25 protein-coding genes are annotated in these 23,185 nt (G+C 67.3%); 15 read left to right on the top strand and 10 right to left on the bottom strand.

Annotation, left to right across the window (positions count from 1 at the left end):
- The first annotated feature begins 193 nt into the window (after positions 1-193).
- Positions 194-841: a response regulator gene (locus AC06FB_RS02275; protein ID WP_065174949.1), complete on the top strand. Its 648-nt coding sequence runs from the start codon at positions 194-196 to the stop codon at positions 839-841.
- Between the two features lie 107 nt (positions 842-948).
- Here the strand turns inward: AC06FB_RS02275 and eda are convergent, their stop codons facing one another.
- From eda to zwf, 5 genes are all read right to left on the bottom strand, one after another.
- Positions 949-1,608, bottom strand: a complete 660-nt coding sequence (eda, locus tag AC06FB_RS02270) for a bifunctional 4-hydroxy-2-oxoglutarate aldolase/2-dehydro-3-deoxy-phosphogluconate aldolase (protein ID WP_128989062.1) — start codon at positions 1,606-1,608, stop codon at positions 949-951.
- Positions 1,609-1,737: 129 nt separating this feature from the next.
- Positions 1,738-3,654: a phosphogluconate dehydratase gene (gene edd / locus AC06FB_RS02265; protein WP_111185432.1), complete on the bottom strand. Its 1,917-nt coding sequence runs from the start codon at positions 3,652-3,654 to the stop codon at positions 1,738-1,740.
- Between the two features lie 58 nt (positions 3,655-3,712).
- A complete protein-coding gene (gene pgl / locus AC06FB_RS02260) occupies positions 3,713-4,435 on the bottom strand; it encodes a 6-phosphogluconolactonase (protein ID WP_053517289.1) in 723 nt (240 codons plus the stop codon).
- Positions 4,432-5,439: a glucokinase gene (gene glk / locus AC06FB_RS02255; RefSeq protein WP_053517290.1), complete on the bottom strand. Its 1,008-nt coding sequence runs from the start codon at positions 5,437-5,439 to the stop codon at positions 4,432-4,434. The genes pgl and glk overlap by 4 nt, the downstream gene beginning before the upstream one ends.
- Positions 5,436-6,872: a glucose-6-phosphate dehydrogenase gene (zwf, locus tag AC06FB_RS02250; protein ID WP_346479938.1), complete on the bottom strand. Its 1,437-nt coding sequence runs from the start codon at positions 6,870-6,872 to the stop codon at positions 5,436-5,438. Before zwf ends, glk begins: the two co-directional genes overlap by 4 nt.
- Before the next feature lie 354 nt (positions 6,873-7,226).
- Here zwf and AC06FB_RS02245 point away from each other — a divergent pair, with 354 nt between their 5' ends.
- Complete coding sequence (locus AC06FB_RS02245) at positions 7,227-8,309, top strand: ABC transporter ATP-binding protein (RefSeq protein WP_065181281.1); 1,083 nt, start codon at positions 7,227-7,229, stop codon at positions 8,307-8,309.
- Between the two features lie 69 nt (positions 8,310-8,378).
- Here AC06FB_RS02245 and ygfZ read toward each other — a convergent pair whose 3' ends face one another.
- A complete protein-coding gene (gene ygfZ, locus AC06FB_RS02240; RefSeq protein ID WP_478053335.1) occupies positions 8,379-9,251 on the bottom strand; it encodes a CAF17-like 4Fe-4S cluster assembly/insertion protein YgfZ in 873 nt (290 codons plus the stop codon).
- Between the two features lie 39 nt (positions 9,252-9,290).
- On the opposite strand from ygfZ, the gene AC06FB_RS02235 reads away from it, so the two are divergent.
- The 10 genes from AC06FB_RS02235 to AC06FB_RS02190 all read left to right on the top strand — a co-directional run bounded on the left by AC06FB_RS02235 (position 9,291) and on the right by AC06FB_RS02190 (position 16,339).
- Positions 9,291-9,461, top strand: a complete 171-nt coding sequence (locus tag AC06FB_RS02235) for a DUF1674 domain-containing protein (protein ID WP_074901279.1) — start codon at positions 9,291-9,293, stop codon at positions 9,459-9,461.
- 56 nt (positions 9,462-9,517) lie between these two features.
- Complete coding sequence (sdhC, locus tag AC06FB_RS02230) at positions 9,518-9,910, top strand: succinate dehydrogenase, cytochrome b556 subunit (protein ID WP_004153151.1); 393 nt, start codon at positions 9,518-9,520, stop codon at positions 9,908-9,910.
- Positions 9,907-10,293: a succinate dehydrogenase, hydrophobic membrane anchor protein gene (sdhD, locus tag AC06FB_RS02225; protein WP_053517295.1), complete on the top strand. Its 387-nt coding sequence runs from the start codon at positions 9,907-9,909 to the stop codon at positions 10,291-10,293. Before sdhC ends, sdhD begins: the two co-directional genes overlap by 4 nt.
- Before the next feature lie 31 nt (positions 10,294-10,324).
- A complete protein-coding gene (gene sdhA, locus AC06FB_RS02220) occupies positions 10,325-12,115 on the top strand; it encodes a succinate dehydrogenase flavoprotein subunit (protein ID WP_111185438.1) in 1,791 nt (596 codons plus the stop codon).
- 67 nt (positions 12,116-12,182) lie between these two features.
- Positions 12,183-12,968, top strand: coding sequence for a succinate dehydrogenase iron-sulfur subunit (locus tag AC06FB_RS02215; RefSeq protein WP_478053334.1), 786 nt, complete (start codon positions 12,183-12,185; stop codon positions 12,966-12,968).
- 90 nt (positions 12,969-13,058) lie between these two features.
- A complete protein-coding gene (locus tag AC06FB_RS02210; protein WP_053517299.1) occupies positions 13,059-13,307 on the top strand; it encodes an FAD assembly factor SdhE in 249 nt (82 codons plus the stop codon).
- Entirely contained in the window at positions 13,258-13,707 is a 450-nt protein-coding gene (locus AC06FB_RS02205) for a hypothetical protein (protein ID WP_081279720.1), read from the top strand. Before AC06FB_RS02210 ends, AC06FB_RS02205 begins: the two co-directional genes overlap by 50 nt.
- Before the next feature lie 23 nt (positions 13,708-13,730).
- The gene (locus tag AC06FB_RS02200; RefSeq protein ID WP_478053333.1) at positions 13,731-14,972 is read left to right on the top strand and encodes a lipoprotein-releasing ABC transporter permease subunit; all 1,242 of its coding nucleotides are present in this window, start codon (positions 13,731-13,733) and stop codon (positions 14,970-14,972) included.
- The gene (locus tag AC06FB_RS02195; protein ID WP_065174957.1) at positions 14,965-15,783 is read left to right on the top strand and encodes an ATP-binding cassette domain-containing protein; all 819 of its coding nucleotides are present in this window, start codon (positions 14,965-14,967) and stop codon (positions 15,781-15,783) included. Before AC06FB_RS02200 ends, AC06FB_RS02195 begins: the two co-directional genes overlap by 8 nt.
- A gap of 106 nt (positions 15,784-15,889) precedes the next feature.
- The gene (locus tag AC06FB_RS02190) at positions 15,890-16,339 is read left to right on the top strand and encodes a DUF6491 family protein (RefSeq protein ID WP_053517332.1); all 450 of its coding nucleotides are present in this window, start codon (positions 15,890-15,892) and stop codon (positions 16,337-16,339) included.
- A gap of 18 nt (positions 16,340-16,357) precedes the next feature.
- Here the strand turns inward: AC06FB_RS02190 and AC06FB_RS02185 are convergent, their stop codons facing one another.
- From AC06FB_RS02185 to ftsY, 3 genes are read right to left on the bottom strand one after another with little or no spacing between them, the layout of a single operon-like run.
- Positions 16,358-16,627, bottom strand: a complete 270-nt coding sequence (locus tag AC06FB_RS02185; RefSeq protein WP_053517303.1) for an oxidative damage protection protein — start codon at positions 16,625-16,627, stop codon at positions 16,358-16,360.
- Positions 16,628-16,632: 5 nt separating this feature from the next.
- Positions 16,633-17,745, bottom strand: a complete 1,113-nt coding sequence (gene mutY, locus AC06FB_RS02180) for an A/G-specific adenine glycosylase (RefSeq protein ID WP_368866062.1) — start codon at positions 17,743-17,745, stop codon at positions 16,633-16,635.
- The gene (ftsY, locus tag AC06FB_RS02175; protein WP_180876285.1) at positions 17,738-19,039 is read right to left on the bottom strand and encodes a signal recognition particle-docking protein FtsY; all 1,302 of its coding nucleotides are present in this window, start codon (positions 19,037-19,039) and stop codon (positions 17,738-17,740) included. The genes mutY and ftsY overlap by 8 nt, the downstream gene beginning before the upstream one ends.
- 129 nt (positions 19,040-19,168) lie before the next feature.
- Between ftsY and AC06FB_RS02170 the strand changes: the two genes are divergently transcribed.
- Positions 19,169-19,468, top strand: a complete 300-nt coding sequence (locus AC06FB_RS02170) for a hypothetical protein (protein WP_180876286.1) — start codon at positions 19,169-19,171, stop codon at positions 19,466-19,468.
- A gap of 70 nt (positions 19,469-19,538) precedes the next feature.
- Here the strand turns inward: AC06FB_RS02170 and htpG are convergent, their stop codons facing one another.
- Positions 19,539-21,431 (bottom strand): molecular chaperone HtpG, encoded by a 1,893-nt coding sequence (gene htpG, locus AC06FB_RS02165; protein ID WP_053517309.1) that lies wholly within the window; start codon positions 21,429-21,431, stop codon positions 19,539-19,541.
- 636 nt (positions 21,432-22,067) lie between these two features.
- Between htpG and rsmD the strand changes: the two genes are divergently transcribed.
- Together rsmD and coaD are read left to right on the top strand one after the other, a co-directional pair.
- Positions 22,068-22,646 (top strand): 16S rRNA (guanine(966)-N(2))-methyltransferase RsmD, encoded by a 579-nt coding sequence (gene rsmD, locus AC06FB_RS02160; protein ID WP_053517311.1) that lies wholly within the window; start codon positions 22,068-22,070, stop codon positions 22,644-22,646.
- A 26-nt stretch (positions 22,647-22,672) separates the two neighbouring features.
- Entirely contained in the window at positions 22,673-23,182 is a 510-nt protein-coding gene (coaD, locus tag AC06FB_RS02155; RefSeq protein WP_053517312.1) for a pantetheine-phosphate adenylyltransferase, read from the top strand.
- Positions 23,183-23,185: the final 3 nt, after the last annotated feature.

The following is a 23,185-nucleotide window of genomic DNA, read 5'->3' as shown; positions in this document are numbered from 1 at the left end:
GCTCTTCGCGGGCGTCTACGTGATAGATGAGCTGTTTCGTTGCAGTGGGTTCTGCAAGACAGGGGGTAAGCACAATGCGTGAGACTGTGATCAACCCGGCACTCTTGCCCGGTATGCACTTCGACCGCGCTTGCGAGGGTTCGGCACCCTGCCTAGCTTGACCCGCAATGGCCGCATTCGAAGAGGTACGTGAATGACGATTCGAGTCTACCTGGTGGACGACCACGCACTGGTCCGCACCGGGATGAAGATGATCCTGTCGGGTGAGACCGACATCGAGGTGGTGGGCGAGGCCGAGACCGGCGAGGACGCGCTGCGCGAGATCCGCCAGCTGCAGCCGGACGTGGTGCTGTGCGACCTGCACCTGCCGGGTGTCAGCGGCATGGAAGTGACCGAGCGCATCGTGCGCGGCCATCGCAGCACGCGCGTGGTGATCGTGTCCGTCCTGGAGGATGGCCCGCTGCCGAAGCGGCTGCTGGAAGCCGGCGCGGCCGGGTACATCGGCAAGGGCTGCGACGCCCAGGAACTGCTGCGCGCGGTGCGCGACGTGGCAGGCGGGCGCCGCTACCTGGGCACCAGCATCGCGCAGAATCTGGCGCTGTCGACGGTGGAGGGGAATGGTTCGCCGTTCGACACCCTGTCTCCGCGCGAGCTGGAAGTGGCGCTGCTGCTGACCCAGGGATTGCGCCAGGAAGACATCGCGCGCCGCCTCAGCCTCAGCGCCAAGACCGTCAACACGCACAAGGCACGCCTGTTCGAGAAGATGGGTATCCATGACAACATCGCGCTGGCGCGCATGGCCAGCCAGTACGGGCTGGTGGATCCGGCACGGCCGCTGTGAGGGTTTCAGCCAACGGCTGAGGTGCGTCGCGCGCCCGGAATCTGTCTTCCAGTTCCGGCCCGCGGTCGCGGGGCCAAGCGTCGGCCCCGCGCTCACCCATCGGGCGCTCAGGTGCCGCGCACGCGCTTGACGATGGCCGCCGCCTGCATGGCGCTGGCGCGCACCTTGTCCCAGTCGCCGTCCGCAATCCAGTTGCCGGGCACCATCCATGAGCCACCGATGCAGACCACGTTCTTCTGCTCGAGGTACTCGGCGGCGGTGTTTTCCGTGATGCCGCCGGTCGGGCACAGCTTCAGATCGGCAATTGGACCGGCCACGCCCTTGATCATCGCCAGGCCGCCGACCGCCGTGGCCGGGAACAGCTTGCACACCCGGAATCCGCGCGCATGCAGCGACAGCAGCTCGGTCGGCGTCGCCGCACCGGGCACCACCGGCAGCGGCGCAGCGGCCAGCGCATCGGCCAGCGCGGGCGGCGTACCCGGGGTCACCAGGAAGTCCGCGCCGGCATCAATCGACTGCTGCATCTGCTCAACGGTCAGCACTGTACCGGCACCCACCACCACGTCCGGCAGTTCGCGCTTGAGCATGGCCAGCGCCTCCATCGCCACCGGCGTGCGCAACGTCAGCTCGATCGCCGGCAGACCGCCTTCCAGCAGCGCCGCACTCACCGCGCGGGCCTGGTCCAGCGTATGAATCGTCACCACCGGCAGGATGCCCGCCGCATGCAACAGCTCCGCCGCCTTCAGCTGATGTTGTTCGATACCCATAGCTCTACTTCTGCCTTTGCTTCCGAATTTGATTTTCAGTGATCACTTCGCGGCGTTGATGCGCCCGAAAGTGTGACGCCGCCACCAGCACACTCACCGCCGCAACACACCCGCAGCGCTGTTCAACCCTTAGGCGTCCTTCGCCTCATGCGGCGCTGCCGCAGCCGCCGCATCGTGTCCCAGTTCGTACTCGGCGTCGTAATCCCACGGCCCGCCATCGGCCGCTGCCGGCCCGCACGAAATCGAAATGGCCCCCTGATCGGCCGGCCCGACCACACGACGGTTGATCGCGAACAGGTTGCGGCCCAGATCATTGGCCGCGGGTGCGGTGTTCGGAGCCTGCGTGCGTGCTGCCCATTCGGCAGCGTCCACCAGGACCTCCAGCGTGCCTGCCTCGCCGTCCAGGCGGATGATGTCGCCTTCGCGGACTTTCGCCAGCGGACCCCCACGCGCGGCTTCCGGCGTGACATGGATCGCTGCCGGGATCTTGCCCGACGCCCCGGACAACCGGCCATCGGTGACCAGCGCAACGCGTCGGCCCTGGTTCTGCAGAAGGCCCAGCAGCGGCGCCAGCGAATGCAGCTCCGGCATGCCGTTCGCGCGCGGGCCCTGGTAGCGCACCACCGCCACGAAATCCTGGGGAAGCAGCCCGGCAGCATGCAGCTTGTTGAGCACCTGGGGCGCATCAACGACAACGGCCGGTGCTTCGATCGAACGGTATTGCGGCTTCACCGCCGACAGTTTGATCAACGACCGGCCCAGGTTGCCGCGCAGCAGGCGCAGGCCACCCTGGCTCTCGAACGGAGCGTCGACGCCGCGCACCACCTCCTCGTCGGCACTGCGCTCCAGCCCGGGCAGATAGACCAGGGTGCCGTCACGCAGCTGCGGTTCGCGGGCGTAATCGGCCATGCCGCCGCGCGCCACACTGACCAGGTCGCCGTGCATCAGCCCGGCCCTGATCAGTTCGCCGAACACGAAAGCCGGGCCGCCGGCCGCCGCGAAGCGGTTCACGTCGGCTTCGCCGTTCGGATAGACGCGGGCCAGCAGGGGAATCAGCTGCGACAGCTCGTCGAAGTCGTCCCAGGTCAGCACGATGCCGGCGGCACGTGCGACCGCGATCCAGTGGATGGTGTGGTTGGTCGAGCCGCCGGTGGCCATCAGGGCGATGACGGCGTTGATGATCGCGCGCTCGTCGATGATCCGGCCGAGCGGACGGAAATCCTCGCCCAGCGCGGTGATCTCCAGCGCACGCTCGGTGGCCTCGCGGGTGAGCGCATCGCGCAGCGCAGTGCCCGGGTTGACGAAGGATGCGCCTGGCAGCTGCACGCCCATCGCTTCCAGCAGTACCTGGTTGGAGTTGGCGGTACCGTAGAAGGTGCAGGTGCCTGCGCCATGGTAGGAGGCCGACTCGGCCTCCAGCAGTTCTTCGCGGGTGGCTTCGCCGGCCGCATAGCGTTCGCGCACCTCGGCCTTCTGCTTGTTCGGAATGCCCGGCGTCATCGGGCCGGCCGGAATGAACACCGCCGGCAGGTGGCCGAACGCGAGCGCGCCGATCAGCAGGCCGGGCACGATCTTGTCGCACACGCCAAGGTAGACCGTGGTATCGAACATGTCATGGCTGAGGCCGATCGCGGTGGCCTGCGCGATCACATCGCGCGAGAACAGCGACAGTTCCATGCCGCCGCGGCCCTGGGTGACGCCGTCGCACATCGCCGGCACACCGCCGGCCACCTGCGCGGTGGCGCCCAGTTCACGGGCGATCCCGCGGATCTGCTCCGGATAGGTCTCGAACGGCTGGTGGGCCGACAACATGTCGTTATAGGCGGTGATGATGCCCAGGTTCGGCGTCACCCCGCCGCGCAGGCGGCTCTTGTCGGTGCCGCCGCAGGCAGCGAAACCATGGGCGAGATTGCCGCAGCTCAGGCGGCTGCGGAAGGGGCCTTCGCGCAGGGCGGCGTCGACAGCGGCCAGGTAGGCCGCGCGCGAGGCAGCGCTGCGACGGATGACGCGGTCGGTGATGGCTTGCAGTTGCGGATGGAGGCTCATTGGCTACCGGCGTTCGAGGTGGCGAGAGGTGGGCGGCGGCGATATGCCGCCACCGACATCAATCTGCCCAGTGGACGCGCAGGCGCGCGCCTTCCAGGTGGATTGCGTTGAGGATCGGGTACTGCTGGGCATTGTTGCTGTCCAGCGCCTGCCGCAGCACCTGCAGCTTCTGCTTGCCGCGCAGCAGCAGCAGGCGCTGGCGGCACTGGCGCAGGCCGTGCGGGGTCAGCGTGATCCGCAGCGGCCACTGGTTGGCGCCCGGGCAGCCGGTCGCATCCAGTGCGGCATAGGGCAGGGGGCTTTCCAGCGCGCGGGCCAGGTCCTTCGAGCCGGGGAACAACGAGGCCGTGTGGCCATCATTGCCCATGCCGAGCGCGACCAGGCTGGGCGGCTGGCTGTGCTGTGCCTGCAGATTGGCGGTGTACACGCATTCCGGAAGCGGCTTGCCGATGCGCACCAGCGGGTCGAAATGTGCACCTTCGGCGCGCTTGAGCAGGTGCTCGCGTACCAGCCAGGCATTGCTGTCGCGATCCTGCGGCGACAGCCAGCGCTCATCGGCCAGGCTCACTTCCACGCGGTCCCAGTGCACTTCCATTTCTGCCAGCGCCTGGTACACCGGCGCCGGCGTGGTGCCACCGGACAGCAGGATGCGTGCGCGGCCGACTTCGTTGATGTCACGGTTGATGGTCTGTGCCATTTCGGTGGCCACCGCTTCGATCCAGCCATCGGCATCGCCGTGACTGACAAAATCGATGCGGTCGTCCTGGAAGACAGGGCTCATGCGGCAACTCCCGGAGCGTCACGTTCGGCATCGGCTGCATAGGCGGCAGCGCCCAGCAGGCCGGGGCAGGGGTGCATGATCGCCAGCGAAGGCACCCGCGCCATGATCGAGGAAAACCGGCCCTTGTGCTCGAAGCGCTGGCGGAAGCCGGAGTGCTGCAGCGAATCCAGCATTTTGGGCACCAGGCCGCCGGTCAGGAACACGCCATCCCAGGCACCCTGGATCAGCACCAGGTCGCCGGCGATGGCGCCGAACACTGCGCAGAACACATCCACGGTGCGCATCGCCTGCGGATCGCCGAGCGCGGCACGGGCGGTGACGTCGGCCGGCTGCAGATGGCCCGGGTCGACACCGGCCATCTCACAGACCGCACGATGGATGTTGACCAGGCCGGGACCGCAGATGAGACGCTCGTTGGACACGCGGCCGAACTGCTCGGACAGGATCTCCAGGATCCGCACTTCTTCCGGCGTGCCCGGCGGGAAGCTGACGTGACCGCCTTCGGTTTCCAGCGGGTAGCTGCGGCCGTGGCGCACCACCAGGCCACCGACGCCGAGGCCCGTGCCAGGGCCGATCACTCCGTAGTTGCGTGGCTGGCCCGGTGCGGCCGGCGTCCAGTGCGCACCGCCGATCTGCACCACATCCTGCGGTTGCAGCAGGGCGACGGCCATCGCCTGTGCGGCGAAGTCGTTGATCAGGTGCAGCTCGTCGAAGCCGAGCATCGCTGCGGTGCGGCTGCGCGAGATCACCCACGGATGGTTGGTGATGCGTGCCTCGTCGCCATCGACGCGGCCGGCCACCGCAAACACGCCGCGGCGCGCGCTGGCCCCGGCCTGCTCAAGGTAGTGGCGGGCGGCATCGCCCAGCGACGGGAACTCGGCGACTGCGAACTCGCGGATGCTGTCCTTCTGCAGGGGCGCATCCAGCGAAGTGTCGGCCAGTGCGAAGCGGGCATTGGTGCCGCCGATGTCGGCGACCAGAACCGGCTGCGAGCTGCCACTCATGCCGAGGCTCCGGTGTCCGGCGCATCCACGCCCTGAGGCAGGAAGCCGGTGGCATCGGCCGGACCCCACTGGCCTGCAGGGTAAGGCTGGAGCGGCAGGCCGGCTGCCTTCCAGGCATCGGCGACGCTGTCGATCCACGCCCAGGCGGCGCGCACTTCGTCGTCGCGCACGAACAGCGCATGGTTGCCGTTGAAGGCGTCCAGGAAAAGGCGCTCGTAAGCGATGCGGCGGTGCAGTCCCGTCGGCACCGACAGCTCCAGTTCCAGCGGATGCAGTTCCAGCGCGCCCCATTCCGGACCGGCCAGGCTGCTCATCAGGCCCAGCTCGATGTTTTCCTGCGGCTGCAGCTGGAACACCAGGCGATTGGGTGCGGCCTGCGCGCGCTGCGGGCGCTCGAACAGCCAATGGGTGACCGGCTTGAGGGTCACCACCACGCGGGTGGTGCGCTCGGGCAGGCGCTTGCCGGTGACCAGATGGAAGGGAACGCCGGACCAGCGCCAGTTGTCGATGTGCGCGGTGACGCCGGCGAAGGTTTCCACGTCGCTGCCTTCCGGCGGCTGATAGGCCTGTGCCGGCTGGCCGTTGATGGTGCCGGCGGTATAGCGGCCGCGCACGCTGTCGCGGGCGGCATGCTGGGCGTCGAGGGGGCGCAGGGCGCGCAGCACCTTGACCTTCTCGTCGCGGATGCGGTCGGCTTCGAGCGAAGCCGGCGGTTCCATCGCCACCAGGCACAGCAGCTGCAGGATATGGCTCTGCACCATGTCACGCAGGGCGCCGGAGCGTGCGTAGTACGCGTCGCGGCCGTCCACGCCTTCGCTCTCTGCGACCAGGATGTGCACCGACTCGATGTAGTTGCGGTTCCACACCGCCTCCAGCAGGGTGTTGCCGAAGCGCAGGGCGATCAGGTTCTGCACCGCAGCCTTGCCCAGATAGTGATCCAGGCGGAACACGCGGTCTTCGTCGATCCACTGGCCGATGGTGCTGATGATCTCTTCGGCACTTTCGCTGTCGCTGCCGATCGGTTTCTCCAGCATCAGCCGGGCCGGTGCGGCGAGGGCGCCCCCCTTGGCCAGGCCTTCGCAGGTGGAGATGTACAGGCCCGGCGGAATGGCCAGGTAGCTCACGCACCTGCGGTCCACCAGGTCGGAGACGGCGGCGGCGACCGAGTCGACATCGCGCAGGTCCACCGAACGGTAGTCGATGCGGCGCAGCAGCGCGGCGATGTCGTCCTGCGAGGCCATCGGCATGGCCTGCTGCAGGCGCGGGCGCAGGATGTCATGGAAGGCCGCGGTGTCATGGCCGGACAGGGCCAGCGCACGGATGCGGAAATCCTCCGGCAGCAGACCATCGCCAAGCAGGCGCAGCAGCGAAGGGAACAGGTAGCGCTGGGCCAGATCACCTGTGGCACCGAACAGGAAGAGGGTGTCGTGCATCGCTCGAGTTTCAGATCCGGGTGACATCGTTGTCAATCGCTTCATGGCTGGGTTCGGGGGACATCCGCGCAACTGCCTGTCCGAGGTTCGCGGAACGCGATCTGCAGGGGATACCAGCAGGCCGTTCCATGCGAAACCACCGCACCGGCGAACGTTCCATTGTCCGCCGACGCAGGTCGGTGCGCACCGACCATCGGATAGTGCCACGTGAAAACGTTTACATGGCAGAATGGGCAACTGTATTCGATTGCAGTGCTCGCCGTCATGCGGCAGTCGCGCAATCATTGCTGCCATCGGGAGGGCCGAGGCAGTCCCAAAAGACAGCCCGGCGTCGGGCAGACCGGATCAGGTGATATGGCAAAAGTGCAGTTGCAGGGTGTGCGCAAGGTCTACGACAACGGCCAGGTTGCGGTGAAGGACGCCACTTTCGAGGTCGCCGATGGCGAACTGATGGTGCTGGTCGGTCCTTCCGGCTGTGGTAAGTCGACCCTGCTGCGGATGGTGGCAGGCCTGGAGGAGATCAGCGGTGGCACGCTGAGCATCGGTGACCGCGTGGTCAACGATGTGGCACCGAAGGATCGCGACATCGCCATGGTGTTCCAGAGTTATGCGCTTTACCCGCACATGACCGTGGCCGAGAACCTGGCGTTCGGCCTGAAGCTGCGTGGCCACGACAAGGCGACCATCGACAGGCGGATTGCCGAAGCGGCGCAGACGCTTGGCTTGACCGAGATGATGGACAAGCTGCCCAAGGCGATGTCAGGTGGCCAGCGCCAGCGTGTTGCGCTGGGGCGCGCGCTGGTGCGCGAACCTGCGGTGTTCCTGCTCGACGAGCCGCTGTCCAATCTCGATGCCAAGCTGCGCCACAGCGTGCGTACCGAGATCGCGCAGCTGCACCGCAAGCTGGGTACGACCATGATCTATGTCACGCACGACCAGGTCGAAGCGATGACGCTGGGCCAGCGCATCGTGGTGCTCAAGGACGGCATCATCCAGCAGATCGATACGCCGATGGCGCTGTATGACCGCCCGGCCAACCTGTTCGTGGCCGGTTTCCTCGGCAGCCCGGCGATGAACGTGCTGCGCGGGACATTGCAGGGCGATGCGGGCGGCGTGACGGTGGTCGAGGGTGAGTGGCGCGCGCCGCTGGGCCAGGCCACGATCGACCCCGCATGGCTGCAGAAGCCGATCAACGTCGGCGTGCGCCCGGAGCACCTGCAGCCCGCCACGGGCGACGACGCGCATGCGTTCACCGCGCGCATCGAGGGCATCGAGCCGGTCGGCAACGAGATCTTCGTCAACCTCAGCAGCGGCCAGCATGCACTGACCATGCGGGTGGCGCCGCAGGCGCTGCCGGCCGTGGGCGAGGACATCCGCGTGGCGATCCATCCGCAGGGCCTGCACTTCTTCAACGCGGAAACCGGCGAGCGCCTGTAAGACTTGGTGGCGCCGGGCCATGCCCGGCGTCATCGGCAGATCCCCGCCCTGCGTGGATGGGGCGCAGCCTCAGCGCGCCAGGCCATCCAGCAGTGGAATCCGCTGCGCGGGCGCATCGCCGACCTGCAGCGCAGCGTCGCTCGTTTCAAGCGGCAGCACCGCCAGCGCGAGATCGCCGGCCACGCTGGCGATCGTGCCCAGTGCCGCGCCGTCCTGCTGCACGCCGTCACCGGCCTGCGCCGGCGCATGGGTGTGCAGCAGCTGCACCGCGCGCTTGGCCTTGCCGAGGAAGTGGGTGCGGGCGACGATTTCCTGGCCCGGGTAGCAGCCTTTCTTCACGCTGTAGCCGTTCAGACGGTCCAGCCCCAACTGCTGCGGGGTCCACACCTCGCGCTGGCTCTGCTCCAGCCGGGGCAGGCCATACCGCAGGTCAGCCTGGCGCCAGGCCAATGCAAAGGCCACGTCGTCGTCCGGCCCACCGGCCGGGAAGGTGTCAGCGGCACCGATGCGCAGCGCGCGCGGCAGCGCGTCGCTGCCCAGGTCCAGCTCCCAACCGCCTGCATTGGCGGCGATCGCTGCGCCGGTAGCCGCTTCCGGTGCGGTGAACGCGCCGGCCACGGCCAGATCGTCGCGCAGCTGCACCTTGACCTTGCGGCGGAACACGAAACGCTGCAGTTGCGACGCAGTCGCATCCGCGTCGCCATCGGCGAACACCAGCATCACGTGATCCTCAGCCAGCCGGAGCAGCTGGAACACCGCCAGGGTGCGGCCCTTGGCACTCAGCCAGGCGCTCCACTGCCAGTGCTGCTGGGGCAGAGCGACGACATCGCTGCTGAACTGGGCGTGGGCGAAGGCAGCTGCGTCCACGCCCTGCAGGCTCACCAGCTGGTGGCCCGGAAGGCGTGGATATCCGACGAAAGCAGGGGGCAGGTTGTCAGGCACGTGAACGAGGTCTAAAATTTGTGCGTTGCGAGACCGACCATGATAGGCCAAACAACCCCCACTCCCGACGACGAAACTGAAGCCCCGCTGGTCCCTGCGGCACCCGTGCCCGTGGAACAGGAAAAGGCAGAGGAATTCGGCGGCCGCGGCGGACTCGATCCGGTGCGGTATGGCGATTGGGAGAAAAACGGACGCTGCATCGATTTCTGATCAGCATTGAGCCAACGCGGCCGCGTGCCGCCCAGCCGAGACAACGAGCCCAGCGAATGGCGACCAGACAACGCCCACTTTCCCCGCACCTTCAGGTGTATCGCTGGCAGATTCAGATGGCCACCTCGATCCTGCATCGAGCCACTGGCGTCTTTCTGTCTGTTGGTGCCCTCATCATCGCTGCGGGCCTGCTGGCCCTGATGATGGGGCCCGATTCGTGGAACTGCTTCACCGGCCATGCCGGGGCCTGGTATGGCCGCGTGTTCCTGTTCGCGTGGACATGGTCGTTCGCCTATCACCTGTGCAATGGCATCCGCCATGTGGTGCAGGACTTCGCCATCGGCTTCAGCATCCCCGCCTTCATCCGCAGCAGCTGGCTGTCGGTCATCGGCAGCCTGGTGATCACCCTGCTGGTGTGGGCCTACGTGATGTTTGGAGGTGCCGCGTGAGCAAGTTCCGTACTCCGCTGAAGAACGTGCGTGGCCTGGGTTCGGCCAAGACCGGCACCGAGCACTTCGTGCACCAGCGCCTGACCGCCGCCGCCCTGGTGGTGCTGGGGATCTGGTTCCTGGTCTTCGTGCTGGGCCTGCTGGGTTCCGACTACGCGACCGCCACTGCTGCCATCGCCAAGCCGTGGAACGCGGTGCCGCTGATCGGCCTGCTGATCGCCATGTTCTGGCACGCACAGCTCGGCATGCAGGTCGTGCTGGAAGATTACATCCACGAATCGCTGCTGGCCCTGGTGCTGCAGACCGCGGTGAAGTTCGTCGCCGTGCTCGGCATGATCGTCAGTGTGTTCGCGGTGGGCCGCATCGCCCTCGGCGTTGCCTGAGCCCAGGCACCTACACAGGAATCCAGACTAGATGTCCGCTTACAAGATCACCGAACACAAGTACGACATGGTCGTGGTGGGCGCCGGCGGCGCCGGCCTGCGTGCCACGTTCGGCCTGGCCGCCAAGGGCCTGCAGACCGTGTGCCTGACCAAGGTCTTCCCGACCCGTTCGCACACCGTCGCCGCCCAGGGCGGTATCTCCGCCGCGCTCGGCAACATGGGTGAGGACGACTGGCGTTACCACTTCTTCGACACCATCAAGGGGTCGGACTGGCTGGGCGACCAGGACGCCATCGAATACATGTGCCGTGAGGCCATTCCGGCCATCATCGAGCTCGAGCACTACGGCGTGCCGTTCTCGCGTACCGCCGAAGGCAAGATCTACCAGCGCCCGTTCGGTGGCATGACCACCAAGTACGGCGAAGGCCCGGCGGCGCAGCGCACCTGCGCGGCGGCCGACCGTACCGGCCACGCGATGCTGCATACGCTGTACCAGCAGTCGCTGAAGCACGACGCGCGCTTCATGATCGAGTACTTCGCGCTCGACCTGATCTTCGACGACGAAGGCGTCTGCCGCGGCGTGCTGGCCCTGGACATGTCCGACGGCACGCTGCACCTGTTCCGCGCCCAGGGCGTGGTACTGGCCACCGGCGGCTACGGCCGAGCCTATTTCAGCGCAACTTCCGCGCATACCTGCACCGGCGACGGTGGCGGCCTGGCCATGCGTGCCGGCATCGCCATGCAGGACATGGAGTTCGTGCAGTTCCACCCGACCGGCATCTACGGCGCCGGCTGCCTGATCACCGAGGGTGTCCGCGGTGAAGGTGGCATCCTGCGCAACAGCAGCGGCGAGCGCTTCATGGAGCGCTATGCACCGCATTACAAGGATCTGGCATCGCGCGACGTGGTCAGCCGTTCGATGACCATCGAGATCCGCGAAGGCCGCGGTGTCGGCGAGCACAAGGATCACATCCTGCTCGACCTGACCCACCTGGGCCCGGGCGTGATCGATGACAAGCTGCCGGGCATCGCCGAGAGCGCCCGCATCTTCGCCGGCGTCGACGTGCACAAGCAGCCGATCCCGGTCATCCCGACCGTGCACTACAACATGGGTGGCATCCCGACCAACTACCACGGTGAAGTGGTGCGCAAGGTCGGCGACAACCCCGATGCCGTGGTGCCGGGCCTGTACGCCATCGGCGAAGCCGCCTGCGTGTCCGTGCACGGCGCCAACCGCCTGGGCTCCAACTCGCTGCTGGATCTGGTGGTGTTCGGCCGCGCGGTGGCCAACCGCTGTGCCGAGACCATCAAGCCGGGCGCGGCGCACAAGCCGCTGCCGTCCGATGCCTGCGACAAGGCGCTGGGCCTGCTGGACAAGCTGCGCCACGCCAACGGCGACACCCCGACCTCGGTCATCCGCGACCGCATGCAGCGCACCATGCAGGCCGACGCGGCCGTCTTCCGCACCAGCCAGACGCTGAAGGAAGGCTGCGAGAAGATGGACAAGATCTTCGATTCGTTCCAGGACGTGAAGGTCTCGGACCGTTCGCTGGTGTGGAACTCGGACCTGATCGAGACCTACGAGCTGAACAACCTGCTGCTCAACGCGGTGGCGACGATCAACTCGGCCGAACAGCGCAAGGAAAGCCGCGGCGCGCATGCGCACGAGGACTTCCCGGACCGCGACGACGTCAACTGGCAGAAGCACACCCTGGTCAGCGTCGACGAGAAGGGCAAGTGCAGCTTCGACTACCGTCCGGTGCACATGTACACGTTGACCGATGACGTGTCCGTGGTGCCGCCGAAGCCGCGCGTGTACTGATCCGACCCCGCCTACCATGCAATCCGCGCCTTGAGGGCGCGGGCCGCCTGAGCCAACGAGAGCAGCCATGGCCGAGTTTTCACTCCCCAAGAATTCCAAGATCACGAAGGGCCAGCACTTCCCCGTCCAGAACGGCGGCAAGAACGTGCGTACCTTCAAGATCTACCGCTGGAGTCCGGACGACGACAGCAATCCGCGCACCGATACCTATGAGGTCGATCTGGACGCCTGCGGCCCGATGGTCCTGGACGCGCTGATCAAGATCAAGAACGAGATCGATCCGACCCTGACCTTCCGTCGCTCCTGCCGCGAAGGCATCTGCGGTTCGTGCGCGATGAACATCGACGGCACCAACACGCTGGCCTGCACCCGCGCCATCGCGGACTGCGGCAAGAAGGAAGTGCCGATCTACCCGCTGCCGCACATGAACGTGGTCAAGGATCTGGTTCCGGACCTGACCCACTTCTACGCGCAGTACGCCTCGATCAAGCCGTGGATCCGCACGCAGACCCCGGCGCCGCCGGATCGCGAGCGCCTGCAGTCGCCGGAAGACCGCAAGAAGCTCGATGGCCTGTACGAGTGCATCCTGTGCGCCTGCTGCTCGACCAGCTGCCCGAGCTACTGGTGGAACGGCGAGCGTTACCTGGGTCCGGCGATCCTGCTGCAGGCCTACCGCTGGATCATCGACTCGCGCGATGAGGACACCGGTGCGCGCCTGGACGATCTGGAAGATCCGTTCAAGCTGTACCGCTGCCACACCATCATGAACTGCGCCCGCACCTGCCCGAAGGGCCTGAACCCGGCGCTGGCGATTGCCGAGATCAAGAAGCTCATGATGGAGCGTCGCGCCTGATCCATCCCGCATGCGGCCGCATCGACGGCGGCCGCACGCACCCCAGCCGAGCCACGCCATGCGTGGCTTCGCTGTATCTGGAGGCCTGCAATGGATGAAGAGACCCTGCTGAAGAAGCTGCGCTGGCGCTGCCGGCGTGGCATGCGCGAACTGGACCAGCTGTTCGAACGTTACCTCGACCGCGAATGGAGCGCTGCGCCGACCGAAGAGCGCGAGGTTTTCCTGTTCCTGCTCGACTGTGAGGACGATAAATTGTGGCGCTGGTTCATGGGCTACGAGGTCTGCCCGCATGCGCACGCCATCCCGCTCATGGACAGGATCCGCGCCCTCAAGCCTTGAGTGGCGCCCTTCACGGCTGCAGGCGGGTGCCCAGCTGGCGGTACTGCTCGCAGCCCCCTGGCTGCTGCGCGCTTCGGATCTGCCCCGAGACGCCCTGGTTCCCGTCGTACTGCTGGTCTGGGCGCTGGGCCTGGCCGAGCTCTTCTGGCGCCTGCGCCGGCCGAAGGTGAGGGTGTGCCTGCCGGCGTTGCCCGCTCCGCTGCAGGTGGCGGGGCAGGCGCTGGACGCTCCACAGCTGGTGATCCGCGGCCCGTGGCTGTTGCTGCATGGGCGCCAGGGGCGGCGGCAACGGCGGCTGCTGTTCTGGCCGGATGTGCTCGATGCCCGGCAGCGACGTGAACTGCGACTGGCCGTCGCCGCACGCGCCGTTTCCCGTCGAGCCCGGTCGATGGCACCATAGGCTGAATCGTCCGGCGTGCCTGCATGTTCAAACCCATTCCCGTGGCCATCGGCCTGCGCTACCTGCGCGCCAAGCGCCGCAACGGCTTCATCTCCTTCATTTCGATGGCATCGATCCTGGGCATCGCGCTCGGCGTTACGGTGCTGATCACCACCCTGGCGGTGATGAGCGGCTTCCAGAAGGAAATCCGCAGCCGCCTGCTGCAGATGACGGCGCATACCACCATCAGTCGCGACGGCGAGCCCATGCCGGACTGGATGCGCGTGGTGGACGTGGCCAACAAGGACCCGCGCGTGGCGGGCGCCGCACCCTATATCGAGATCCAGTCGATGATCAGCGGCCCGCGCGTGCAGGGTGCGATCATCCAGGGCATCGACCCGGCACTGGAGCCGAAGGTGTCGGTGATCGACCAGAAGGTGGTCAAGGGCAGCTACGACAGCCTGCAACCCGGCAGCTTCAATCTGCTGCTGGGCAAGGAACTGGCGATCTGGCTGGGCGTCGATGTCGGCGACCAGGTGCTGGTGACCTTCGCCGAAGTGCAGGGCACACCTGCAGGCGCCGTTCCGCGGATGAAACGCTTCACCGTCAGCGGTATTTTCGAGGCCGGCTACAACGAGGTCGACCGCGGCGTCGGCTTCGCCAACATGAAGGATCTCGAGCGCGTACTGCGCGCCGATGGCGCGACCGGCGTGCGTCTGAAGCTGCACGACATGGACCGCTCGCTGGAAGTCGGCGTGGACCTTGCGCAGAACCTCGGCGGCGCCTATCGCGTGAGTGACTGGACCCAGCAGAACGCCAATCTCTACCACTCGCTGCGCATGGAGAAAGTGGTGATGGGCATCCTGCTGTCGCTGATCATCGCCATGGGCGCGTTCAATCTGGTGTCCTCGCAGGTGATGCTGGTCACCGACAAGCAGGCGGACATCGCCATCCTGCGCACGCTTGGCCTGACCCCGGCCGGGGTGATGCAGGTGTTCATGGTGCAGGGCTCGTTGATCGGCATCTTCGGCACGCTGGCCGGACTGATCGGCGGCATCACCCTGACCTTCAACCTGGAACGCATCCTCGGTGCCATTGAGCGCGTATTCAACGTCAAGCTGCTGCCGGAAGACGTGTACTACATCACCGGCCTGCCGACGGACATGCAGACCGGCGACGTGGTGGTGATCACCGTGGTCGCGCTGCTGATGAGCTTCCTGGCCACCCTGTATCCCGCCTGGCGGGCGGCACGCACCCAGCCGGCGGAGGCCCTGCGCTATGAATGAAGCCTTTGACCGCGGCCAGGAAGTGATCCGCGCCGAGCACCTCGGCAAGATCTATGCCGAAGGGCGCATGCAGACCCCGGTGTTCGACGGCCTGAACCTGACCGTCACCGCGGGTGAAACCGTGGCCATCATCGGCGCGTCCGGTGCCGGCAAGAGCACGCTGCTGCACCTGCTGGGGGGACTGGACGTACCCAGTGCCGGCGAGGTGTACGTGGCCGGTCAACGCATGTCGGCGCTGTCGGATACCGCGCGTGGCCTGCTGCGCAACCAGGCGCTGGGCTTTGTCTACCAGTTCCATCACCTGCTGCCGGAATTCACCGCGCTGGAAAACGTGATGATGCCGCTGCTGCTGTCCCGCTCGCATTCGCCGATGTCACAGCGGGCGATGTTCGCCGGCCTGGGCGTGGTGGGGACGGCGCTGGCCAGCATCGTCAACGGAGCCACCGCCTTCGTCCGTGGTCGTCCTGAAGTGGAGGAGGCGGCCGCGCGCGCAACCTTGCTGCTGGAGTCGGTCGGGCTGGGCCATCGCCTGGACCACAAACCGGGCGAGCTTTCCGGTGGCGAGCGCCAGCGTGCGGCGGTGGCGCGCGCGCTGGTGAATCATCCGGCCTGCGTGCTGGGCGACGAGCCGACCGGAAACCTGGACGATCGCACGGCCGGCACCGTGTTCGACCTGATGCTCGAACTCAATCGTGCCCGCCATACCAGCCTGGTGCTGGTCACCCACGACCGCGGTCTGGCGCGGCGCCTGGACCGGGTGCTGGAACTGCGCGAAGGGCGCCTGCACGAGCTGGCCCACGCCGACGTCTGAGCCGCCGGCAACGTGCACCTCCCGGCGCCTGAACGGTGGCGCCGGGATTCTCGCCGCCCATACCCGGGCAGGCGCATGATGGCCCCGGTTCCCCGTGGAGATCGACATGAAGACCCCGCTTGTGATCGCAGGGCTCTGCCTTGCCCTGGCCGCGTGTGCGACCACCGGCCGCCTGAGCAGTGCCGAGCGGCTGGACCTGTACCGGGCGCACGCCGGCGCACCGCAGAATGACATGCAGTTCTTCGGCAGCCTCAACGGCTGGACCGAACTGGGCGACAGTGCACTGGCGGTATGGACCCGGCCCAGCGAGGCCTACCTGCTGGAATTGAACGGCCCCTGCCAGGATCTGTCGTTTGCGACCGCCATTGGCCTGACCAGCCGCATGAACCGCGTGTCGGCCCGCTTCGACAAGGTGCTGGTCCGGGACCCGACCGGAGGCCCGCGCCTGCCGTGCTTCATCAGCAGCATCCGCAAGCTTGACGTGAAGGCGCTGCGTGCTTCGGAACAGGAGCTGCGGCAGGCGCAGGTGCAGGAGCGCGAGGAGCCGGCGAACTAGGCCGGCGCCATCTCCGGATCAGGCTTCCGGGACGAAGCCGGCGGGCTTCTCCGCGTCCTTCTCGAACAGGAACTTGACCAGTTCCCCTTCCAGGAACGCGCGATGCTTCGGGTCGCGCGGTGACAGGCGGTTCTCGTTGATCAGCATGGTCTGGTGCGCCAGCCATGCCGCCCAGGCCTGTTTGCCGATGTGGTTGAAGATGCGCTGGCCCAGTTCGCCCGGATAGGGCACGAAGTCCAGGCCCTCGGCATCGCGTTGTTCGTACTGGCAGAAGACGGTTCGGGGCATGGCACTCACTCGTGGTTGCGGGGTTTCTTGGATCTGCGTCGTGGCGGTTTGATCGCAGTGCCATCGAGCAGCTTGCGGATGGGAGCCGGCAAGCCCAGCGCCGGCAGTTCGTCGGCGGTGACCCAGCGCAGCGAGGATTCTTCCACGCGCAGGCCGCGTACCTGTCGCGACAGGATCTGCAGGTGCAGCCTGTAGTGGCTGAAGGTGTGCTGCAGCACCGGCAGCTCGTCGGCATCTTCCAGCGAGCCGTCCACGTGTGCATCGAACCAGTCCTGCAGCGCTTCACCGGCGTCGGCCTGCGGCAGGGTCCACAGTTGCGCCCAGATGCCGGTCTCCGGTCGCTTCTGCAGCAGCACGCGCTGCTGGGCATCGCGCAGCAGCAGGGCCACGGCTTCGCGTTCGGGCAGGGCCTTGCCGGGCTTCGGCGTGGGCAGCTCGGCGGTCCGGCCTTCGCGGCGCGCCACGCAGTCCTGCTGCTGCGGGCAGATCACGCAGGCGGGCCTGGCGCGGCTGCACACGGTGGCACCGAGGTCCATCTGCGCCTGCGTGTAGTCGGCCATCCGGCCATCCGGCACCTGGGCCGCGTGCGCTTCGGCGATGGCCCACAACTGCCTTTCGATGGCTGGCAGGCCGGGGAAGCCTTCGATGCCGTGATACCGGCTGAGCACGCGCTTGACGTTGCCGTCGAGGATCGGAAACCGGTCGTTCCAGGCCTGGCTGAGGATCGCGCCTGCGGTGCTGCGGCCGATGCCGGGCAGCGCATGCAGCGCGTCGAAATCACGCGGCAGTTCGCCGTCATGCAGTTCCACGCAGCGCTGGGCCGCCGCATGCAGGTTGCGCGCACGGGCGTAGTAGCCCAGCCCGGCCCATTGCGCCATCACTGCATCGTTGCTGGCCGCGGCCAGCGCGGGCAGGGTCGGGAAATGCTGCAGGAACCGCTGGAAGTAGGGGATGACCGTGGCCACCTGGGTCTGCTGCAGCATGATCTCCGACAACCAGACCCTATAGGGGCTGCGCGGATGCTGCCAGGGCAGGTCGTGGCGGCCGTGGTCGTCGAACCAGTGCAGCAGGCGGGCGACGAACGGGTCGCCCGCGGGCACGACGGTGGCCTCAGGCACTGCCAAGCGCTTCGGGCAGCAGCGCGTCGACGAAGGCTTCCGGATCGAATTCACGCAGATCTTCCGGGCGCTCACCGATGCCGGCGAAACGGATCGGAATGCCGAACTCGCGGGCCAGTGCGAACACCACGCCGCCCTTTGCGGTGCCGTCCAGCTTGGTCACCACCAGGCCGGTGACGTTCACCGCGGCGTTGAACTGGCGCAGCTGCGACAGCGCGTTCTGGCCGGTGGTGCCGTCGATCACCATCAGCACCTCGTGCGGCGCAGCGGGATCGATCTTGCCGAGCACACGACGGATCTTGCCCAGCTCGTTCATCAGGCCGGACTGGGTATGCAGGCGGCCGGCGGTATCGGCAATCAGCACCGACGTGCCGCGCGCCTTGCCGGCCTGCAGCGCGTCGTAGGCCACCGAGGCGGCGTCGGCGTTCTGGCCCTGGGCCACCACGGCCACGCCGTTGCGCTCGCCCCAGGCCTGCAGCTGGGCCACGGCAGCGGCACGGAAGGTATCGCCGGCGGCCAGCATCAGGCTGTGCCCGTCGTCCTTGAAGCGCTTGGCCAGCTTGCCGATGGTGGTGGTCTTGCCGACACCGTTGACGCCAACGGTCAGCACCACGAAGGGCCTGGCGTTGCGATCGATCACCAGTGGCCTGGCGACCGGCTGCAGGATCGCGATCAGGTCGGCACGCAGTGCGCCCAGCAGTGCGTTGGCATCGGCGAACTCACGTGCCTTCATGCGTCTGCGCAGGCCTTCGACCAGCTCGGTGGTCGCACCGACGCCGACATCGGCGGTGATCAGCGCGGTTTCCAGTTCGTCCAGCAGGTCATCGTCGAGCTTGGGATTGCGCGAGAACAGGCCGCCAAAGCTGCGCGCGATGACGCTGTTGCGCAGGCGTTCGCGCCAGCCGGACTTGCCGGCGGGGGCCGGTGCGGCATCCACCAGCACCGGCAGGTCGGCGGCCGGTGCGGAGGGCTGCTGTGCGGGAATCACCGGAGCCAGCGGGGCGAGCACGGCGGCGGCGGCACGTGCCTCGGCCTCGAAGTCTTCCGGTGCCAGGACGCGTTCGGTCGCTGCCGGCGCCGGCGGGGACGCCGGGGCAGTGGCGGGCGGCGCCGGGACGGGCACCGCCTCAGCCGGAGCCACGGCTGGCGGGGCGTCGGCTACGACCGTGGTGTCCTCGACGGGCGCGGCCGACGGGAATGCCGCCGCCAGCTCTTCAGCCGAGTAGTGCTGGGTCTTGGGCGCGTCCGGTGTGGCGGCGTCCTGGGGCTTCTTGCGGCGGAAAAAACTGAGCATTGGCAAAAGGCGCTGAAATCAGAGGGATATGCTACCACCCGGGCCCGTCTGCCCGATGTGGACTCAAGGTCGCGGCCGGCCAGCCGCTAATGGCTTCGGAGGGCTGCACCGGGCGGCCCGGAGACCGCCATGGACAACGTGATGGCAACGGCCTGGAGCGGCATGCGGGCCGCAGCACAAGGCGTGCAGGTGGCCGCGCACAACGTGGCCAACCTGGCGACAGCCGATGCGCCGCGCCTGCAGTTGCAGCGCGCGGCGGTGGAACAGGGTGGGGTGCAGACCCGGGTGACCGCTGCCGGCGCCGATCCCGCCGCGCCGCTGGCTGATCTGCTGGCGGCAAACGCGGAGGTGGTGGCCTTCGCCGCCAACGCTTCGCTGGTCCGCCGCCAGGACCAGATGCTGGGGTCGCTGCTGGATCGCCGGGCCTGAGCAGCCCGGCCTGGCAGATGACAGCCAGCGCCTGGCAGCGCCGGGCCATGCCCGGCGACCACCCAGCGTGTCAGGCCGACAGTTCCAGCAGCAGCTTGTTCAGGCGCGCAACGTAGGCGCCCGGGTCCTTCAGGCTGTCGCCGGCCGCGAGCGCGGCCTGGTCGAACAGCACGCGGCCGAGATCATCGAAACGATCACCATCGGCCTCGCCATCGAGCTTGGCGATCAACGGGTGCCCCGGATTGATCTCCAGCACCGGCTTGCTGTCAGGCACCTTCTGGCCGCTGGCTTCCAGGATCTGGCGCATCTGCAGCCCCAGATCCTGTTCGCCGATGGCCAGCACCGCTGGCGAATCGGTCAGCCGGTGCGACACGCGGACTTCGGCCACGTCGTCGCCGAGCACCGCCTTCAGCCGCTCGATCAGGGCCTGCTTGTCCTTGGCCGCCGCTTCCTGTTCCTGCTTGTCCGACTCGGTCTCCAGCGCGCCGAGGTCGAGGTCGCCACGGGCGATGTCGACAAAGCCCTTGCCGTCGAAGTCGGTCAGGTAACCCATCAGCCATTCGTCGATGCGGTCGGTCAGCAGCAGCACTTCCACGCCCTTCTTGCGGAACACTTCCAGGTGCGGGCTGTTGCGGACCTGGCTGTAGCTCTCGCCGGTCAGGTAGTAGATCTTGTCCTGGCCTTCGGCCATGCGACCGATGTAGTCGGCCAGCGAGACGGTCTGGGCATCGCCCTCGCCACGGGTGGAGGCGAAGCGCAGCAGGCCGGCCACCTTCTCGCGGTTGTTGTAGTCCTCGGCCGGTCCTTCCTTCAGCACCTGGCCGAATTCCTTCCAGAACGTGGCGTACTGCTCGGGCTTGTCGGTTGCCAGCTTCTCCAGCATGTCCAGCGAGCGCTTGGTCAGCGCGGCCTTCATCGAATCGATGACCGGGCCGGACTGCAGGATCTCGCGCGAGACGTTCAGCGACAGGTCGTTGGAATCGACCACGCCCTTGATGAAGCGCAGGTACAGCGGCAGGAACTGCTCGGCCTGGTCCATCACGAACACCCGCTGGACATACAGCTTCAGGCCCTTGGGCGCATCGCGGTGATACAGATCGAACGGTGCACGGCCCGGCACGTACAGCAGCGAGGTGTACTCCAGCTTGCCTTCGACCTTGTTGTGGCTCCACGCCAGCGGATCGCTGTGGTCGTGTGCCACGTGCTTGTAGAACTCGCTGTACTCGGCGTCGCTGATCTCGGTGCGCGGACGGGTCCACAGCGCGCTGGCACGGTTGACGGTTTCCCATTCGACCGCCGCGCCCTCTTCACCCCCCTCCTTCGGCATCTGGATCGGCAGGCCGATGTGGTCGGAGTACTTCTTGAGGATGCTGCGCAGGCGCCAGCCATCGGCAAAGTCGTGTTCGCCGTCCTTCAGGTGCAGCACGATGCGGGTGCCGCGCTCGGGCTTGTCGAGGGTCGCGACATCGAAGTCGCCTTCGCCGCGCGAGGTCCAGCGCACGCCTTCGCTGCTGGCCAGGCCGGCCCGCCGCGAGGTGACTTCGACTTCGTCGGCGACGATGAACGCGCTGTAGAAGCCGACACCGAACTGGCCGATCAGCTGCGAGTCCTTCTTCTGGTCGCCGGACAGCTGGCGCAGGAAGTCGCCGGTGCCGGACTTGGCAATGGTGCCGAGGTGGGCGATGGCCTCGGCGCGGCTCATGCCGATGCCGTTGTCCTCGATGGTGATGGTGTGGGCGGCCGGGTCGAAACTGACGCGCACGCGCAGGTCGCTGTCGTCTTCCAGCAGGGACGGCTGGGTCAGCGCCTCGAAGCGCAGCTTGTCGGCCGCGTCGGCGGCATTGGACACCAGCTCGCGCAGGAAGATCTCCTTGTTGGAGTACAGCGAGTGGATCATCAACTGCAGCAGCTGCTTGACTTCGGTCTGGAAGCCAAGGGTTTCGGTCTGGGTCGTCTCGGTCATCGATAGGGCTCCGTGTGCAATGCCGCGCCAGCGCGTGCGGCCTCGCCAAGGGGTAGGGGTGATTGTCCCGAAATCAAGGGGGTTGGTCGGGCAGGGCGGCGCCCTGCACCCGCAGAGGCCAGAGCAAAAGCCAGGGCCAAGGCGGCTCTGGGTTGTCTGCTTGCTTGGCGGGGCGGTGTGGGGTGGCAGGACACGCCGTAAACCCGTCCATGGGGGCTCGATGGCGCCATCCATGGCGCCAACGGTCCTGCCACCCCACACCGCCCCGCCTCTGACAGGTCACCGGTGACGGTGACAACGGCTGGACTTCTGATCTGATCAATTCCTTCGATATCTGACAGATCTTCATCCACGCATGGCGTGGATCTGCAGATCGCAGCGAACTGTCGAAGGCGGAGTGGGTCAGGTTGTGGGGGTGTCCGCGGCATGGATGCCGCGGCCAAGCCCCCAAGGATGGGTTCACGGCGTCCCCCACAACCTGACCCACCCCGCCAACCCCCAGGAAACCAGCCTTTGCCGTTGCTCCAGCCGTTGCTCCAGCCGTTGCTCTGGCTTCTGCGGGTGCCGGGCGCCGCCCGGCCGAACTACAATCCCGCTCATGCTGAAATTCTCGAACACCCCCCGCAGGTGGCGCCGATGAGCGGCCGTGGGGGCAATGACGGCCAGGTCCGCATCATCGGCGGGCGCTGGCGCAATACCCGCCTGCCGGTGCCGAACCTGCCGGGCCTGCGGCCCAGCAGTGACCGCGTACGCGAGACCCTGTTCAACTGGCTGATGCCCCGACTGGCCGGGGCCCGCGTGCTGGACCTGTTTGCCGGCAGCGGCGCGCTGGGTCTGGAAGCCGTCTCGCGCGGTGCCGCTCACGCCACCCTGGTCGAGCGCGATGCCCAGCTCGGCCGCAATCTGTCGGCCGCCGTCGCCAAGCTGCAGGCCAGCGCGCAGATCACCGTGGTCCAGGCCGATGCCCTGCGCTGGTTGCAGGGCGCTCCCGCGCAGCAGGCGGATCTGGTGTTCATCGACCCGCCGTTCGCCGATGGCCTCTGGCAGGACGTGCTGGCCCAGCTGCCGCGGCATCTGGCAGCCGACGCCTGGCTCTACCTGGAGTCGCCGGCCGGTCACGTCCCGGTGCTGCCGCCGGACTGGCTGCTGCACCGCGAGGGCGGCACCCGTGAGGTGCGCTTTGCCCTGTACCGCCGCGCCGCTGCTACACTTTGACTTCATCTGAACATCTGCAACCGCCCATGACCGTGGCCAACCGCCGCATTGCCGTCTACCCCGGCACGTTCGATCCGATCACCAACGGTCATATCGACCTGGTGAACCGGGCCGCGCCGCTGTTTGAAAAGGTCGTGGTCGGCGTGGCGCAGAGCCCGTCCAAGGGGCCGACCCTGCCGCTGGAACTGCGCGTGCAGCTGGCCCGGGATGCCTTGGGCCACCATGGCAACGTCGAGGTCTGCGGGTTCGATACCCTGCTGGCCCATTTCGTACGCTCCGTCCAGGGCGGTGTCCTGCTGCGCGGCCTGCGCGCGGTGTCGGACTTTGAATACGAGTTCCAGATGGCGAGCATGAACCGCCACCTGATCCCGGAAGTCGAGACCCTGTTCCTGACGCCGGCCGAGCAGCACAGCTTCATTTCGTCTTCGCTGGTCCGCGAGATCGCGCGCCTGGGCGGCGACGTGTCCGGCTTCGTGCCGGCCGCGGTGCTTGAAGCCCTGCGCAGGGTCCGCGAGGCGAAATCGACCCAGTCATAAGCC

The sequence above is a fragment of the Stenotrophomonas sp. Steno-C15 genome (genome assembly GCF_056393265.1).
This window is presented reverse-complemented; position numbering and strand designations above follow the sequence as displayed.

Excerpts from the sequence above, each read along its gene's own strand:
- AC06FB_RS02275 (WP_065174949.1), top strand. The coding sequence starts at position 194 with ATGACGATTCGAGTCTACCTGGTGGACGACCACGCACTGGTCCGCACC.
- eda (WP_128989062.1), bottom strand. The coding sequence starts at position 1,608 with ATGGGTATCGAACAACATCAGCTGAAGGCGGCGGAGCTGTTGCATGCG.
- edd (WP_111185432.1), bottom strand. The coding sequence starts at position 3,654 with ATGAGCCTCCATCCGCAACTGCAAGCCATCACCGACCGCGTCATCCGT.
- pgl (WP_053517289.1), bottom strand. The coding sequence starts at position 4,435 with ATGAGCCCTGTCTTCCAGGACGACCGCATCGATTTTGTCAGTCACGGC.
- glk (WP_053517290.1), bottom strand. The coding sequence starts at position 5,439 with ATGAGTGGCAGCTCGCAGCCGGTTCTGGTCGCCGACATCGGCGGCACC.
- zwf (WP_346479938.1), bottom strand. The coding sequence starts at position 6,872 with ATGCACGACACCCTCTTCCTGTTCGGTGCCACAGGTGATCTGGCCCAG.
- AC06FB_RS02245 (WP_065181281.1), top strand. The coding sequence starts at position 7,227 with ATGGCAAAAGTGCAGTTGCAGGGTGTGCGCAAGGTCTACGACAACGGC.
- AC06FB_RS02235 (WP_074901279.1), top strand. The coding sequence starts at position 9,291 with ATGATAGGCCAAACAACCCCCACTCCCGACGACGAAACTGAAGCCCCG.
- sdhC (WP_004153151.1), top strand. The coding sequence starts at position 9,518 with ATGGCGACCAGACAACGCCCACTTTCCCCGCACCTTCAGGTGTATCGC.
- sdhA (WP_111185438.1), top strand. The coding sequence starts at position 10,325 with ATGTCCGCTTACAAGATCACCGAACACAAGTACGACATGGTCGTGGTG.
- AC06FB_RS02215 (WP_478053334.1), top strand. The coding sequence starts at position 12,183 with ATGGCCGAGTTTTCACTCCCCAAGAATTCCAAGATCACGAAGGGCCAG.
- AC06FB_RS02210 (WP_053517299.1), top strand. The coding sequence starts at position 13,059 with ATGGATGAAGAGACCCTGCTGAAGAAGCTGCGCTGGCGCTGCCGGCGT.
- AC06FB_RS02205 (WP_081279720.1), top strand. The coding sequence starts at position 13,258 with ATGCGCACGCCATCCCGCTCATGGACAGGATCCGCGCCCTCAAGCCTT.
- AC06FB_RS02200 (WP_478053333.1), top strand. The coding sequence starts at position 13,731 with ATGTTCAAACCCATTCCCGTGGCCATCGGCCTGCGCTACCTGCGCGCC.
- AC06FB_RS02195 (WP_065174957.1), top strand. The coding sequence starts at position 14,965 with ATGAATGAAGCCTTTGACCGCGGCCAGGAAGTGATCCGCGCCGAGCAC.
- AC06FB_RS02190 (WP_053517332.1), top strand. The coding sequence starts at position 15,890 with ATGAAGACCCCGCTTGTGATCGCAGGGCTCTGCCTTGCCCTGGCCGCG.
- AC06FB_RS02185 (WP_053517303.1), bottom strand. The coding sequence starts at position 16,627 with ATGCCCCGAACCGTCTTCTGCCAGTACGAACAACGCGATGCCGAGGGC.
- ftsY (WP_180876285.1), bottom strand. The coding sequence starts at position 19,039 with ATGCTCAGTTTTTTCCGCCGCAAGAAGCCCCAGGACGCCGCCACACCG.
- AC06FB_RS02170 (WP_180876286.1), top strand. The coding sequence starts at position 19,169 with ATGGACAACGTGATGGCAACGGCCTGGAGCGGCATGCGGGCCGCAGCA.
- htpG (WP_053517309.1), bottom strand. The coding sequence starts at position 21,431 with ATGACCGAGACGACCCAGACCGAAACCCTTGGCTTCCAGACCGAAGTC.
- rsmD (WP_053517311.1), top strand. The coding sequence starts at position 22,068 with ATGAGCGGCCGTGGGGGCAATGACGGCCAGGTCCGCATCATCGGCGGG.
- coaD (WP_053517312.1), top strand. The coding sequence starts at position 22,673 with ATGACCGTGGCCAACCGCCGCATTGCCGTCTACCCCGGCACGTTCGAT.